The sequence below is a fragment of the Rheinheimera sp. B2H12 genome (assembly GCF_059620065.1).
In genome coordinates, this window is the sequence record NZ_CM184363.1 from 2,759,965 (window position 1) to 2,774,035 (window position 14,071).

The 14,071-nt window shown below is 48.2% G+C and carries 12 protein-coding genes and 1 tRNA gene; 2 read left to right on the plus strand and 11 right to left on the minus strand.

Translation table 11 applies throughout. From position 1 onward, the window contains the following. Nucleotides 1-112 precede the first annotated feature (112 nt). The 4 genes from pgsA to AC53GJ_RS11950 form a co-directional block, all read right to left on the minus strand. Nucleotides 113-655, minus strand: a complete 543-nt coding sequence (gene pgsA, locus AC53GJ_RS11935) for a CDP-diacylglycerol--glycerol-3-phosphate 3-phosphatidyltransferase (RefSeq protein WP_496727926.1) — start codon at nucleotides 653-655, stop codon at nucleotides 113-115. A 21-nt stretch (nucleotides 656-676) separates the two neighbouring features. Then, nucleotides 677-2,506 carry an excinuclease ABC subunit UvrC gene (gene uvrC / locus AC53GJ_RS11940; protein WP_496727927.1) on the minus strand — a complete coding sequence of 610 codons (1,830 nt, stop codon included), beginning with the start codon at nucleotides 2,504-2,506 and terminating at the stop codon, nucleotides 677-679. A 7-nt stretch (nucleotides 2,507-2,513) separates the two neighbouring features. Beyond that, nucleotides 2,514-3,200 (minus strand): UvrY/SirA/GacA family response regulator transcription factor, encoded by a 687-nt coding sequence (gene uvrY, locus AC53GJ_RS11945; RefSeq protein ID WP_496727928.1) that lies wholly within the window; start codon nucleotides 3,198-3,200, stop codon nucleotides 2,514-2,516. Nucleotides 3,201-3,377: 177 nt separating this feature from the next. After that, nucleotides 3,378-3,468, minus strand: a tRNA-Ser gene (locus AC53GJ_RS11950). A 212-nt stretch (nucleotides 3,469-3,680) separates the two neighbouring features. Between AC53GJ_RS11950 and ansA the strand changes: the two genes are divergently transcribed. Continuing rightward, complete coding sequence (gene ansA / locus AC53GJ_RS11955) at nucleotides 3,681-4,697, plus strand: asparaginase (protein ID WP_496727929.1); 1,017 nt, start codon at nucleotides 3,681-3,683, stop codon at nucleotides 4,695-4,697. Nucleotides 4,698-4,767: 70 nt separating this feature from the next. On the opposite strand, the gene AC53GJ_RS11960 is transcribed toward ansA, so the two are convergent. The 5 genes from AC53GJ_RS11960 to AC53GJ_RS11980 form a co-directional block, all read right to left on the minus strand. Beyond that, nucleotides 4,768-7,488 (minus strand): DUF349 domain-containing protein, encoded by a 2,721-nt coding sequence (locus tag AC53GJ_RS11960; RefSeq protein WP_496727930.1) that lies wholly within the window; start codon nucleotides 7,486-7,488, stop codon nucleotides 4,768-4,770. Beyond that, the gene (locus tag AC53GJ_RS11965; RefSeq protein ID WP_496727931.1) at nucleotides 7,478-7,783 is read right to left on the minus strand and encodes a YeaC family protein; all 306 of its coding nucleotides are present in this window, start codon (nucleotides 7,781-7,783) and stop codon (nucleotides 7,478-7,480) included. The genes AC53GJ_RS11960 and AC53GJ_RS11965 overlap by 11 nt, the downstream gene beginning before the upstream one ends. A 1-nt stretch (nucleotide 7,784) precedes the next feature. After that, nucleotides 7,785-8,108 carry a zinc ribbon domain-containing protein gene (locus AC53GJ_RS11970; protein ID WP_496727932.1) on the minus strand — a complete coding sequence of 108 codons (324 nt, stop codon included), beginning with the start codon at nucleotides 8,106-8,108 and terminating at the stop codon, nucleotides 7,785-7,787. 223 nt (nucleotides 8,109-8,331) lie between these two features. Then, nucleotides 8,332-9,456 carry a M14 family metallopeptidase gene (locus tag AC53GJ_RS11975; RefSeq protein ID WP_496727933.1) on the minus strand — a complete coding sequence of 375 codons (1,125 nt, stop codon included), beginning with the start codon at nucleotides 9,454-9,456 and terminating at the stop codon, nucleotides 8,332-8,334. Between the two features lie 212 nt (nucleotides 9,457-9,668). After that, on the minus strand, nucleotides 9,669-11,144 hold the full coding sequence (locus AC53GJ_RS11980; protein WP_496727934.1) for a glyceraldehyde-3-phosphate dehydrogenase: 1,476 nt from the start codon (nucleotides 11,142-11,144) through the stop codon (nucleotides 9,669-9,671). 134 nt (nucleotides 11,145-11,278) lie between these two features. On the opposite strand from AC53GJ_RS11980, the gene AC53GJ_RS11985 reads away from it, so the two are divergent. Beyond that, nucleotides 11,279-12,070, plus strand: coding sequence for a DUF2989 domain-containing protein (locus AC53GJ_RS11985; protein WP_496727935.1), 792 nt, complete (start codon nucleotides 11,279-11,281; stop codon nucleotides 12,068-12,070). A 26-nt stretch (nucleotides 12,071-12,096) separates the two neighbouring features. Here the strand turns inward: AC53GJ_RS11985 and msrB are convergent, their stop codons facing one another. Further along, on the minus strand, nucleotides 12,097-12,480 hold the full coding sequence (gene msrB / locus AC53GJ_RS11990) for a peptide-methionine (R)-S-oxide reductase MsrB (protein WP_496727936.1): 384 nt from the start codon (nucleotides 12,478-12,480) through the stop codon (nucleotides 12,097-12,099). Nucleotides 12,481-12,492: 12 nt separating this feature from the next. Then, on the minus strand, nucleotides 12,493-13,971 hold the full coding sequence (gene gnd, locus AC53GJ_RS11995; protein WP_496727937.1) for an NADP-dependent phosphogluconate dehydrogenase: 1,479 nt from the start codon (nucleotides 13,969-13,971) through the stop codon (nucleotides 12,493-12,495). Nucleotides 13,972-14,071: the final 100 nt, after the last annotated feature.

Below are 14,071 nucleotides of genomic sequence, written 5' to 3' on the forward strand. Positions count from 1 at the left end.
ACACGAGACGCATTCTACTGAGTTTAATAAATCCGTCAACCAGTAATTATCACTTTATAAATCGTTTGCTCAAAATTTAACTGAGTTGCTGCTTAAAACGGCAAGCTGTTGATTATTGATTTAAATCTGCCCAGGCCGCGCGCAAATAAGCCAGCATTGACCACAACGTTAACCAAGTCGCCAGATACAATAAAATCATGCCAAGCTGATAGATCCAATCGACCGGTTGCCAAATCAGGCCAATCAAGGCCAGCATCTGGACTGCAGTTTTCCATTTGCCAATATCAGACACTTTGACCTGAGCGCTACGCCCCACCCCAGCCATCCATTCACGCAGGCCAGAAATAATAATTTCGCGGCTAATCATTAAAAATGCCGGAATAGTCACCCACAAGGTTTGCATATCCACCGCAATCAACACCAGCGCAGCCGCTACCATCACTTTATCGGCGACCGGGTCCAGAAAAGCACCAAAGGGCGTAGACTGTTGCAGTTTACGCGCCAGATAGCCATCCAGTGCATCCGTAATAGCGGCCAGCCAGAACACAAAAGCCGCCAGGAACCGAGCCTGCTCATGGGTAGAATAGAAACAAAATACAAATACAGGGATCAAAAATATTCTGAACAAAGTTAACAGATTAGGAACGTTCCACATCAACCGGATCTCAATACGTCGTTAATTTTTATTGTGACAAGCCTGGTAAATTAATTCAGCCTGCGTTTTCGATATGCCTGGAACAGTTGCCAGCTCTTGCACTGAGGCTTTTAGCACTCCTTGCAAACCGCCGAGATATTGTAACAAAGCTTGTCGGCGTTTCTCACCTATTCCAGAGATATTTTCCAGCGGGCTTTGCACCAGCTTTTTACCCCGTTTAGCGCGATGACCAGTGATGGCAAAACGATGCGCCTCGTCGCGGATCTGTTGGATCAAATGTAACGCCGGCGCATCCGGCGGTAAACTCATATCCCGATCCGCCCCAGCTAAAATCAGTGTCTCCAAACCAGGTTTTCGACTGGTGCCTTTAGCAACTCCGAGCAACAGCGGTTTTTTTGCCAAGGTCCAACCGGCAAAAAAATCAATGGCCTGATTCAGTTGGCCGGTACCGCCGTCAATCACTACTAAATCCGGCACCCTGCTCTCATCCTGCAATTTGCCGTATCTTTTGTTCAGCGCAAACAACATCGCAGCATAATCATCACCGGGGGTAATACCTTCGACATTAAAACGCCGGTATTCGCCTTTCTCCGGCCCTTCACCATTAAACACCACACAAGAGGCTATTGTTTGTTGCCCCATGGTATGGCTGATATCAAAACATTCCATCCGGCCAATCAATGGCAGATTGAGTAACTGCGCCAGTTGCTGATAACGCACCCGCATTTGTTCGCTGAGTGAAAGTTTACTGTCGCAGGCGGTTTGGGCGTTCTTATTGGCAAGACTCAGATAACGCGACTTTTCGCCGCGTTTGGCGGCAATTAAATTAATTTTCCGCTCGGCCAACTGACTGATTGCTTCAGCAATGGCATCAGCATCGGCCAGTTCAGTGCTGACAATAATATCGCGCGGTATGGTTTGGCCACTGATGCCATTCAGATAAAATTGCAGTAAAAAAGCCGCTAACACTTCATCAGGCTCGGTATCGGCCGGTACTTTTGGATGATAGGTTTTACTGCCAAGAATTTTTTGATCGCGCACAAACAACACATGCGCCGCGGCAATGCCATGCGAATAATGAAAACCGACCACATCCATTTCAGCCTGATCACCACTGACTGTTTGTTGCTCCTGCACTTTGCGCAGCGCCTGAATTTGATCGCGCAACATGGCAGCTTGCTCAAATTGCAGTTGCTGACTGGCTTGTTCCATCAGTTGCACTAAATCATCAATCACCAACTGATTTTTACCGGATAAAAACAATTTGGTCAGCCGAACCTGCTCAGCGTAAGCTGTATCACTGATTTTACCGACACAAGGCGCCGAGCACAGTTTGACCTGATATTGTAAACAAGGCCGGGTCCGCGCCCGATAAAAGCCGTCTTCACACTGGCGCACCGGAAAAATTTTCTGTAACAGCTTCAGGCTCTCCCACACGGCACCAGCACTGGGATAAGGACCGAAATACTGACCGGCAATTTTACGCGGCCCACGATGCGACGTGATCCTGGGATGACGATGGTCAGTTAATAAAATATAAGGATAAGATTTGTCATCCCGCAGCAGCACATTGTATTTGGGCATGAACTGCTTGATAAGATTGTTTTCTAGGATCAGCGCTTCAGACTCGCTGTGGGTCACGGTAATTTCTACCTGGCGGATCTGGCTGACCAAGGCCCTGGTTTTAGTGCTATTGACCTGACTACGAAAATAACTGGCCAGCCGTTTTTTTAGATCTTTGGCTTTACCGACATAAATCACTTGCTCACGCCCATCCAGCATCCGGTAAACGCCCGGCTGCTGCGGCACTGTCGCTAAAAAGGTTTTGGCATCAAAAACGCTGGCAGACATCAATAACTCAGGCAATGTCTATCATGCCATGACGAAGCGCCAAGTGAGTCAATTCAACATCACCACTGATGCCGAGTTTTTCAAACATGCGATAACGATAGGAATTCACAGTTTTAGCACTGACATTCAGTTGATCGGCAATATCATTCACTTTGCCACCCTTGGTGATCATCAGCATAATTTGCAACTCACGCTCAGACAATTCGTCAAAAGGATTCTGGCTGCTGGACTGAATTTTACTCAGTGCCATTTTTTGCGCCACTTCATCAGAAATATAACGCTGCCCTGCGGCGACTTTGCGGATGGCCTCAATCATTTCTTTCGGTGCGGCATTTTTCGAGATAAAACCTGCAGCCCCCAGTTGCATCACTTTGGTCGGTACCGGCTCTTCAAATGAAACAGATAACGCCAACACTTTGATGTCCGGACAATAATGTAAAATGCGTTTGGTCGCTGCCATACCGCCCATGCCAGGCATGTTCATATCCATCAACACCACATCCGGCGTGATGACCTCGGTACTGTCATTGCGGCAAAATTGTACTGCCTGTTCGCCAGAGCAAGCTTCACCAACCACTTTAAAACCACGCTCATCTTTCAGGATCCGGCTGATGCCGTGTCTGACAAGTTCATGATCATCAACTAACAGAATGTTAATCAATTCAACACCTACCACTGTTATTTCTGGCTGCACAGCAGCGCTTCATAGCGGCTAGCATAGCTGAGCCGACTTCATTTTGCTATGGCTAATGTCAGTGGAAATTCAGATGATAAAAAATTATATTTTACAAAGAGTTAGAAAATATTGTACCGATAGTACTGCAAGCTTAGAAAGCAAAAACCCAGCATAGTTGCTGGGTTTTAAATTTAGTGGCGGAGAGAAAGAGATTCGAACTCTTGAAGGGCTACTAACCCTCGCCGGTTTTCAAGACCGGTGCATTAAACCGCTCTGCCATCTCTCCGCGATGGACGGCATAATAAAAACTCTGTCGAAACTTGTAAAGTGGTTTTTCAAAGATACCGGTCTGTTTGCTCAGCTTTTCAACAAAAAGCGGCTACTTGCTGCTTTTTACCGCAATCAGTTGCCAAAACCAGTCGAGCCTGGCCTGACAGCACTGGCAGAACCAACTACAATAGCGCCACCTTTTTTAACGTAATGTCAGGCGGCTTTGTTATGACACAAAAACGTATCTATGTCGCTTATACCGGCGGCACCATCGGGATGCAGCAATCAGCCAATGGTTTTATCCCGGTGCCTGGGTTCTTATCCGCCACTGTCAAGGCGATGCCAGAGTTTTACCGACCGGAAATGCCCAATTTCGACATTCACGAATACCACCCGGTGATTGACTCATCTGATATGACGCCGGCGCACTGGCTGCATATAGCTGAAGATATCCGAAATAACTATCAGCAATACGATGGTTTTGTGGTGCTGCATGGCACAGATACCATGGCGTATACTGCGTCTGCCTTGTCATTTATGCTGGAAAATCTGGGCAAGCCGGTGATTGTCACCGGCTCACAAATTCCGCTGGCACAACTGCGTTCCGATGGGCAAGTCAACTTACTGAATTCATTATATCTGGCAGCCAATTACCCGATTGCCGAAGTGGCTTTGTACTTTAATAATCAGTTATTTCGGGGCAACAGAGCCACCAAGGCCGATGCGGATGGCTTTAACGCCTTCGCCTCGCCAAACTTTCCGGCCCTGCTGCAAGCTGGCATCCATATCGACATGCTGGCAGGTCAGCTGGCCGCACCGCCGCAGCCAACAACGCAGCTGCAAGTGGCGCAAATCACGCCGCAACCTATCAGTGTGGTGACTTTATACCCTGGCATTAGTGTTGATGTGATCCGCAATATGGCAGCAGCACCAGTACGGGCCTTGATTATCAAATCCTACGGTGTCGGTAATGCCCCGCAAGCGCCGGCATTGCTGCAAGCACTGACCGATGCCGCAGCACGCGGCACTGTCATCGTCAATTGTACACAATGCTTTAAAGGCAAAGTCAACATGGGCGGTTACGCCACCGGTAATGCCTTGCGCCAATCTGGGGTGATCAGCGGTTTTGATATGACGTTAGAAGCAGCTTTAACGAAATTGCATTATTTACTCAGCCAGCCGCTCAACGCCGACCAAATCCGGCAACAGATGCAAACCAATCTGCGCGGGGAAATGACGCTGTAAAACATCAGCTTACCGGTTGCACAAAATATAAAGGCCGCTAAGCGGCCTTTATTTATTCTCAAATACAGTATTAATCCGGCAGATATAACGCCCGCACCCGGCGTAATAACGCCTGCTCATGGGGTGCAACGGCGCCAAACTGCAACCAACGCGATAACAACTGCGGCTGGCTGATAGTCTCACCACTGTTATGTTTATCGGTGAGTAATAACATCTGCACTTGTTGCCGTCTGGTTTGCTCTGCTGACGGCGAAGTCACACCTGCCGCCCACTCCAGCGCCAAGGTCAAATCAGACCGGCTTAACAATTTTTCCTGCTGCTGATTAAATACCAGCCGGTAAATGGCAGGTAAATCGGCCAGTACCAGCTCTGGCTGCGCCAAAGCATCAAACAATTGACGGAAGTTATCATGCAAAGCGGCCCCTGCCAACAGCTGTAACTGACTGTCCAGTTGTTGTAACAACTGCTGTTTGCGCTGCACTAATGCCGCGATATCCGCCGTATCCAGTTGCTGCAGTTGTTGCTGCAATTGCCGCAGTACGGCTGCTTCCGAAGTTTGGCCAACTAAGGTCGCTAATTGCTCAAGTTCAGTGCTCGCTTGCTGTAACTGCAGTTGTTGTTGCTGTTGCTGTTGTTGCCGCAATGCATCACGCTGTGCAAACCAGCCATCACAGACCGCACGGAATTCAGTCCACAGCTGTTGATCGAGTTCCCGCCCGGCAAAGCCGAGTTGTTTCCATTGTTGTTGCAATACTTTTAATTGTGCTGCCACATTGTCCGTATTGTCCTGGCTGGTTAAGGCAGTGGCGGTGGCGATTAATTGCTGTTTTGCCTGCACATTCTGCTGTTGACCCGCTTTTTGTAGCTGTCGCAACTGGTCAAGCAATTGCTGATATTGCGGCTGTAAGCTGGCATAAACCGCTTTTTCCACCTGCCCACTGGCTTGCCATTGTTTGGTCGCCTGACTGAGCAGGGTGTCTAAGGCTTTACCACTGATCCCTGCAGTCACAGCTTCGGCTAACTGGGTAATAATTTGCTGTTTTTGTTCGGCATGCAGCAGTCGTTCTGCATCTAACCTGGCAAAATGTTCACGACAAGGCGCAAAAGCCTGTTCACAGGCCAGATTAAAATCATCATTGAGTTGTTGTTCCAGCGCAGCATCGGCCCGGCCTAAGCTATTCCAGACGGATCTGGCTTGCTTGACTTCACCGGCCCGCTCTGTCGCATCAACCTCAGATTGAGCAGCTAATTGCTGCATTGTCGCCAATAATTCCTGCTTGCGCGGCGTCGCAATATAAGCTTGCAGTTCAGACAGATCCTGCAGCTGTTTTTCCAGCAGTTCTAAATCTTTTGTTAATAACTGCTGCTGTGATACTGTCAAGGTCTGGCTGTCAGCCTGGATCCCCTTAAACAGACCAAACAACACATTAAACTTGCCAGCCTGATGCAAGCGTTTAAATTCAGCAACTTTGGCTTTGATTTGCCGTAATTGTTTTTCTTGCTGCGCCAATAACGGTTCACAATGCTGTTGCCATTGCTGGCAAAGTTGCTGATAGCTGATGCTGAAACTGGTCGGTAAATACTGTTGCAGCACTTTACTTTGCCGCTGCCACTGCTGTTGCCACTGTTTAAAGGCTTGATAAGCCCCCGCAACATCAGCATCTGCTGCCGGTAAGGATTGCGCAGCAAATTCGGCCAGCAAACGCGCAGCCTGCGCCAGCGCTTCTGCCAGTGCTGGTAAACGGTCCAACTGCGCAGTTAACTCGCGGACAGCTTTATGCAACTGCTGTTGTTGCTGCGCTGATAAAACTGCGGTACTGATTTGCTCTGACAACTGGCTGACAGCGGTTTGCAGCATTTGTGCTTGCTCTAATTCACCAGCAGCAAGCTGACTGCTCAGTTGCTCGGTCAGCAGTTGTAATTGCTGCTCAAAATAGCCACATTGTTGTTGTTGCTGTTGTAACGCTTGTTGTTTTTGTTGCTCTGCTGCTAAAGCAGCCAGCCGCGGCTGCAGTGATTTTTCTGTCAGATCAATCACTTTATTATATTTTGCAATAAATTCAGCCTGTTCTGGTAAACAGGGTAAATCAACAGTAAGTTGCTGCCATTCTTGCTGATATTGGGCCAGTCGCTGCTGAATCTCAGTGAGGTCAGTTTTTTCACGTAATGAATTTAGTTTGGCTAACAGCAGCACCACCTGCTTACGCACCCGCTCAGGTTTTTGCTTTTGCTCCAACCGGTCTGCCAGCATCTGCTGCAAAGCTGTTGCCACTTCACCTTCAACCTGCCGACTGAGCTTTTCCAGCGCCTTGTCTTCCTTAATCAGGGCTAACAACGCAATCCGTTGCGCTGATGTCAGCACCGGATCTGATACCGCGGCGACAAATAAATCTTCCCGCTGTAACCGCAGCAACAACTGATATTTTAATTCGCTGTCGGTTTCAGCCTGCGCTAACTTTTCCAGGATACTGCTGCGATGACATTCAGCGATGAATTGCTGTTTGAGCTGAGCCGAGACTTTATTTTCCAATAACATCTGAATTAATTGTTGTTCGGCAAATTGTTTTAACCGATCAGCAGATTCATGTTTACTGGCTTGCCACCACAACGAAAACTCATTCAGCCGTTCCAGTGCTGTGCGCCTGACCGCTTCAGCACCATCATTAAAAGCCAGCTCATGTAAAATTTCTTTTTGTTGCGGCGTACTGTGATCAAGACTGGCAATTGCCAACTGACGTACTGCAGCATTTTCATGCTGCCACTTTGGCTTGAACCAACGTTTAAAGATCATCGTGTGTAAACCTTGCAATTGTGTCGATCGGCGCTGCCGCAGTGGCAGCACTGGAGGAAAGTTGTTGTTTCATCTCAGCTTTGGATTTCAGTACCATCTGGCCATCAGCGCCAATGGTAAAAGGTTCTTCCGAGCGCAGCACTTTGGCCTGATAGGCCATTACCAGTTGCATCGTTTGAGCATGTTGATCATCAGTCAACAACTGACCATCAGCCCAACGTCTGGTCGCAACGGCATCAACCAGTTTTTGATAGGTCTCGTCGGACATTGCCGCAACGAGAGAATGAAAATCCATATTATTTTCTCTTGAACAACACGATACGGGCTTTGGTCACCACATACCACACACAACCAATCACCATCGCGATATTCACAGCATGTAACTCCAGTGAATCCTGCTCAGGTACCCGGTAATAATACCAACAGAAACTGCCTAAAAAGATCACCAGCGCAATCATCGCCTGGTTGTTCAGACTCTGGCTTTGCGCCAGTCTGCTATCACGACTGAATCTTTCTAACTGCTCTGGCGTCACTTCAGCCAGATTGCCACCACACTTACTACAGGCAGCGGCTTTATCTGAAACTTTTTGCTGACAATAAGGACAAGAAATAATAGCCATCTACATCACCTCTTTTAACCAGCGCACTATAAAGCAAAATGTTGCTGTTGCAAACCACCCTCAAGCCAGGCTTGACGCTAAACCAGTTTGACCGAAGCAATGAATTTGGTTGGCTGCATCGCATTGAACGCCATCGCCATGCATTGACAGCAGGATGCAAGCAGCCGGGCTGGCACTGCGAATAAAAAATGGCACCCGCAGGTGCCATCTTCAGCTTGATCACTCAGAGCTTTTCAACCACAGCCCGGATAGCCACCAAGGTATCCTGGCCTAATTTCATTGAACGGATATCAGACCAGCCAAATTGCTCATCAGGCAGGTTGGCATTGTCTTTAAATGGCATTTCAACGGTATAAGCCAGACAATGGAATTGTTCCGCCACCCAGGTTGAAGCAATCGTCAGATTAGCCTGACCAGGCGCATCCAGTTCATAACCATACTGCGTCTGGAATTCGGGGGTTACCGTTAATAAAGCTTGCTTAAACAGCGTCTCTAATTCGGCCATTTTGGCTGAATACGAAGGCACGCCTTCGGCACCTGCTACAAAGTTATAAGGCAGATTTTCATCACCATGAATGTCAAGGAACATATCGACACCCACTTCCAGCATTTTTTGCCGCACCAGGAAGACTTCCGGGCTTTGCGCCATGCTCGGTGTCTGCCATTCACGGTTGAGGTTGACCCCGGCAGCATTGGTTCGCAAATGACCACGGACACTGCCGTCCGGATTCATATTTGGCACTATATAAAACACTGCTTGTTGCAGTAATTGCCGCGCCACACCATCGTCTTCATCAAGTAAACGATCCAGTACACCTTCGACAAACCACTCAGCCATACTTTCACCCGGATGCTGCCGCGCTGTGATCCAGATGTTCTTTTTGCCTGCAGCCGGCTCACCAACGATCAGTAAACTCATATCGCGGTTATCCAGCGTATAGCCAAGATCAACCAACTGACACATGCCACTGGCTTGCGCCTGGGCTAACAAGTCCTGATGCCGCTCATAGCTGTAAGGAGCAAAATAAGCAAAATATACCGATTCTGCTTCCGGATAATGATGAATCGTCAGCTCTTCACCATCAAATTCAGTCGGCACCCGGAACCAGGTCTCCCGATCATAAGATGCCACCGCCTGATAATCTTTCCAGCCACCTGGATAGGCTGAAGACCCAGCGTTGGTAATACGGATAGTGTGGGGTTCAAAACTGGTTGAATGTAAACGGAAATGGAACCACTGATAAAAATCTGAATTGTGGTCCTTGCGGATCGCCAGTTGGATATTATCCACACTGTCAGCCTGAATCACTTCAATATTGCCGCTGTCAAAGTTACTGGTAATTTTCATCTGGATAAATCCCGTCAAAATAAAAAGGAGCCGAGGTTATCACACTCAGCTTACGCTGCAAACGCAACTGCGGCTTTTTCACCAGTTGGCAGGCTCACTGAAGGCCAGCAGCTATGGCTTGTTAGCAGCGATGTGCTAAAAACCACCGCTGCGAACTGGTTTGGCCTGCAGATATAAAAAGCCGCACGAGGCGGCTTTAGCATCTGAGGATATTAACGTGCTAATGGCAGGGTTGGATAAGCAATACCGGCCATTTCGTTCATCACCCGGATCACCTGAGTGCTGTAACCAAACTCGTTGTCATACCACACGTACAACACACAACGATCACCATCGACAATGGTGGCTTGTGAATCAACCACACCAGCATAACGAGAACCGACTAAATCGCTGGACACGATTTCAGTGGAACTGGTGTAATCAATCTGATCCTGCAATTCAGAAAACAGCGAAACTTTTTGCAAATAGGCGTTCAGGGCATCCCTGTCGGTTTCTTTTTGCAGATTTAACGACAGAATCGCCATCGACACGTTGGGTGTTGGCACCCGAATCGCGTTGCCGGTCAGTTTGCCTTTTAACTCAGGTAAGGCTTTGGCGACAGCTGAAGCGGCACCTGTCGAGGTGATGACCATATTCAGCGGTGCAGCGCGGCCGCGACGCTCAGCTTTATGGTAGTTATCAATCAGGTTTTGATCGTTAGTGTAAGAATGCACGGTCTCGACATGACCATTGCGAATGCCGTATTCATCATTCAGCGCTTTCAGCACTGGGGTAATGGCATTGGTGGTACAGCTCGCCGCCGACACAATGGTATCTTCGTTGCTGATCATTTTATGGTTGACGCCATAGACCACGTTTTTGACGTTGCCTTTGGCTGGTGCAGTCAAAAGTACCTTGGCTGCGCCTTTGGCTTTAAAATGAATGCTCAGTTCCTGATCATCTTTCCAGATGCCGGTGTTATCAACCACCAGAGCATTTTCGATGCCGTACTGGGTATAATCGACCTGATCGGGTGAATCGGCATAAATCACTTTGATAAAGGTACCGTTGGCCTTAATGCCGCCATTTTCCTGATCAACAGTGATACTGCCGTTAAAAGGACCATGGATAGAGTCGCGGCGTAACAAACTGGCACGTTTTTCCAAATCACCCTTGCGACCACCGCGCACCACAACGGCACGCAGCCGTAGTTTAGCGCTTGGACCTGCTCGCTCGATCATCAGGCGGGCTAACAGCCGGCCAATCCGACCAAATCCATAGAGCACAACGTCTGTCGGTTTGATGTTGTCATCGTGATCCAGTAAATCTTCCAGCTCACGGCGTAAATATTCGTCAAGAGAAGCGCCGCCCGCTGCATTTTTATAGGTATAGGCAAACGCCAGTTTGCCTAAATCAATCCGGCCTGGAGCCAGATTTAGCTTACTGATAGCTTCCAGTACCGGAAAACTTTCCCGTAACCGTAATTTTTGTTGTTCGAAACGCTCAACAGTTTTGTGCGCTTTAATGATGTCAATGGTGGTGGCATTGACTAACGGTTTGCCATAGACCACCAGCTCAACCGCTTTGTTGCGGTACAAACGGCCAATGATCGGCTGCATGTTTTCAGCAATTTCCTGGCGTTCCTGCCAGCTGCGTTGATACTGTTCTTCGTGAGATAAAGTCATGCTGTTGCCTTTTACGTCATTCATTGATTCTGTTGAGGTACGGGTGCCTTGTCGAAGGCGGCTTATTGTAATTGAATCTGTAACCATACAACAACAATTACAAAAGATTTTTTCGGCATTTTTGTTTAGACTCTAGCAGTCCTGAACGGAGTTTGTTTATGAAAACAGCAGTAATGTTGCTCGCGATGCTGGCCTTGGCCGGTTGTACAGAAGAACTGACAGTTACCAAAATCTGCAATGAAAACCCGCGCCTGTGCTCGGATTTGAATGAAGATTCACATTGTAATATCCAGCGGCGCGAAGTTATTTTTGAACGTTATGCTGAAGCCAAATTACCGTCCGACAGTAATAAATTTAAGCTTTTGGTTGGATTTGAAAAATACTCAAAATGCATTGAGCTTGCCGCTGGCATCGAGCATATCAAGCTGAAAGAAAAGACCACCTCGAGAGTCAATGGTTATCTGACCAGCCTGGCACAAATTAAACGACTGACCGAAGAAACCGTCAGTTCAGATGATCCGAATCTGTTGTATTACCATTGGTCACGCCAGCAAAGCGAAACACATTTACAGAAATTTTTAGCTGCTGAACAAGCCAGACAACTGGAAACCCCCGAGTTGCAACTGGCACTGGCAAGTTATTACATCAAACGGGATTTAGCCAAAACCACCCAGATCCTGCATCATGCGCTGGCGCTTTCAGCGGCTGGCAGCAAGATAGATCCAGAGATTTATACCATTTTGACTACCATTTATTACAAACAAGGCAATTATCCGCTGTCATTTCATTGGGCCTTGGTGGCAGAAAATGCTGGAGTTGAACGGATAGAATTTGCGCTGATCCGCAAGGAACTGAAACAGCAACAACTGGATATGCAACGAATAGAGCAAATGGCAGATAGCACCATAGCGGCACTTGAATTGGGTAAATTTGTCGCGCCTGAATTATAACAAGCGGCTACCAGCTTAATGCCGGTTCAGTCCGTCTTGCTAAATTGTAATGACACTGAATTGACACAATAACGCTGACCGGTCGGTACCGGACCATCATCAAAGACGTGCCCCAGATGCGCATCACAATGCGCGCATAAAATTTCAGTGCGACGCATGCCATGCGTCAAGTCTGGCTGGTAGCTGACCTGGCCGGGGATGGCAGCACTGAATGATGGCCAACCACAACCGGCATCAAATTTGTTGTCAGAACTAAACAATGGCTGCTGACAACAAACACAATGATAGATACCGGTGTCAGTGTTGTGTAATAAGGTACCACTAAAGGGATATTCGGTACCTTTTTGCCGGGTGATGTAAAACTGCTGTTCGGTTAACTGCTGCTGCCATTCTGCATCTGTTCGTTTCATCACCCGCTCCTGTTACTTAATTTTCAGCATCAAACGCTCTGGCTGACTCCAGTCAACATGAAAAAATTTGCCTTTCGCTTTATCCGTGCGCTCAAAGGTATGAGCACCAAAATAATCGCGTTGCCCCTGCAGTAAATTAGCTGGCAGTACCGCTGTGCGGTAAGAGTCATAATAGCTCAGCGCTGAACTTAAGGCCGCCACCGGCACCCCAAGCAAGGTCGCATCAGCCACGGCCCGGCGCCAGTTCATCTGGTAAACCGAAATTTGCTTCGCAAAAAACGGATCCACCAACAGATTGGCCAGCTCATCGTCGCGCTCATAAGCATCGGTGATCGATTGTAAAAATACCGCGCGGATAATACAACCGGCGCGCCAAATTTTCGCTATTTCGGCAAAATTCAGCTGCCAGCCATGTTCAGTTGCCGCCGTTTTCATCAAATCAAAACCTTGCGCATACACACAGATTTTGGCGCAATACAAAGCATCATGTAATTGCCGAATGGCCAGATCACGCATAGCTTCCGTTGGCTTATCCTGGACCGGACCTGCCAGTAAGGTTGACGCTGCGACACGCTGTTCTTTTAACGTTGAAATAGAGCGCGCAAACACAGCCTCAGCAATAGTCGGTGCCGGACAGCCAAGTTCCAGGCTACTGACTGCAGTCCATAACCCAGTGCCTTTCTGACCCGCTTTGTCCAAAATCACATCGACCAGCGGTAAACCGGTTTCTGAATCTTTGGTGGCCAGCACCTGGGCACTGATTTCCATCAGATAACTGTTCAGAATACCTTGGTTCCATTCTTTAAACACCGCCGCCACTTGTTGTGCCGTCATCCCCAGGGCATCACGCATCACCTGATAAACTTCACAAATCAGCTGCATATCGGCATATTCAATGCCGTTATGCACCATTTTGACATAATGACCAGAGCCACCAGGCCCGATGTAGGTGGCACAGGACTCGCCTTCAGTGACCGGATTACCAGGCTCAAAGCGTTCAATCGGCCGTCCTGTGGTCGGATCGACTTTGGCAGCAATAGCGCGCCAGACTGGTTCAATCCGGGTCCAGGCATAAGGATCGCCACTTGGCATCAAGGAAGGACCAAAACGGGCTCCTACTTCGCCGCCTGACACCGCAGTACTGAAGAAAATGAATTTACCTTCGTAGGTTTTTTCCCGTCGTACTGTATCAGTCCACAGACTATTACCAGTATCAACAATAATGTCATCAGCCTGAATACCGGCATCAATTAACTTTAAACAGACATCATCAACAGGTTTACCAGCGGGGACGGACAGAATGACTAAATGGGGGGAACTTAACTTGGCGAGTAACTCGGTGTAGGAACTGCAGGCAACCACTCTCCCCCCTTTACCACCGGTTTCCAACTGGTCCTGCTGGATCACCGATTCGAGTTTTTTGTGGTCTAAATCAAAAGCGGCCACTCGATAACCATGATCTGCCAGATTCAGGATGAGATTCTTTCCCATCACGCCTGCGCCCACAAAACCAATATCACACTTTACTGTTGTGTCTGTCATCCAACCCTTCTCCGAAGTACCGGCACTGCAAAATGCCGGCGATTATACT

Excerpts from the sequence above, each read along its gene's own strand:
- pgsA (WP_496727926.1), bottom strand. The coding sequence starts at position 655 with ATGTGGAACGTTCCTAATCTGTTAACTTTGTTCAGAATATTTTTGATC.
- uvrC (WP_496727927.1), bottom strand. The coding sequence starts at position 2,506 with ATGTCTGCCAGCGTTTTTGATGCCAAAACCTTTTTAGCGACAGTGCCG.
- ansA (WP_496727929.1), top strand. The coding sequence starts at position 3,681 with ATGACACAAAAACGTATCTATGTCGCTTATACCGGCGGCACCATCGGG.
- AC53GJ_RS11960 (WP_496727930.1), bottom strand. The coding sequence starts at position 7,488 with ATGATCTTTAAACGTTGGTTCAAGCCAAAGTGGCAGCATGAAAATGCT.
- AC53GJ_RS11965 (WP_496727931.1), bottom strand. The coding sequence starts at position 7,783 with ATGGATTTTCATTCTCTCGTTGCGGCAATGTCCGACGAGACCTATCAA.
- AC53GJ_RS11970 (WP_496727932.1), bottom strand. The coding sequence starts at position 8,108 with ATGGCTATTATTTCTTGTCCTTATTGTCAGCAAAAAGTTTCAGATAAA.
- AC53GJ_RS11975 (WP_496727933.1), bottom strand. The coding sequence starts at position 9,456 with ATGAAAATTACCAGTAACTTTGACAGCGGCAATATTGAAGTGATTCAG.
- AC53GJ_RS11980 (WP_496727934.1), bottom strand. The coding sequence starts at position 11,144 with ATGAATGACGTAAAAGGCAACAGCATGACTTTATCTCACGAAGAACAG.
- AC53GJ_RS11985 (WP_496727935.1), top strand. The coding sequence starts at position 11,279 with ATGAAAACAGCAGTAATGTTGCTCGCGATGCTGGCCTTGGCCGGTTGT.
- msrB (WP_496727936.1), bottom strand. The coding sequence starts at position 12,480 with ATGAAACGAACAGATGCAGAATGGCAGCAGCAGTTAACCGAACAGCAG.
- gnd (WP_496727937.1), bottom strand. The coding sequence starts at position 13,971 with ATGGGAAAGAATCTCATCCTGAATCTGGCAGATCATGGTTATCGAGTG.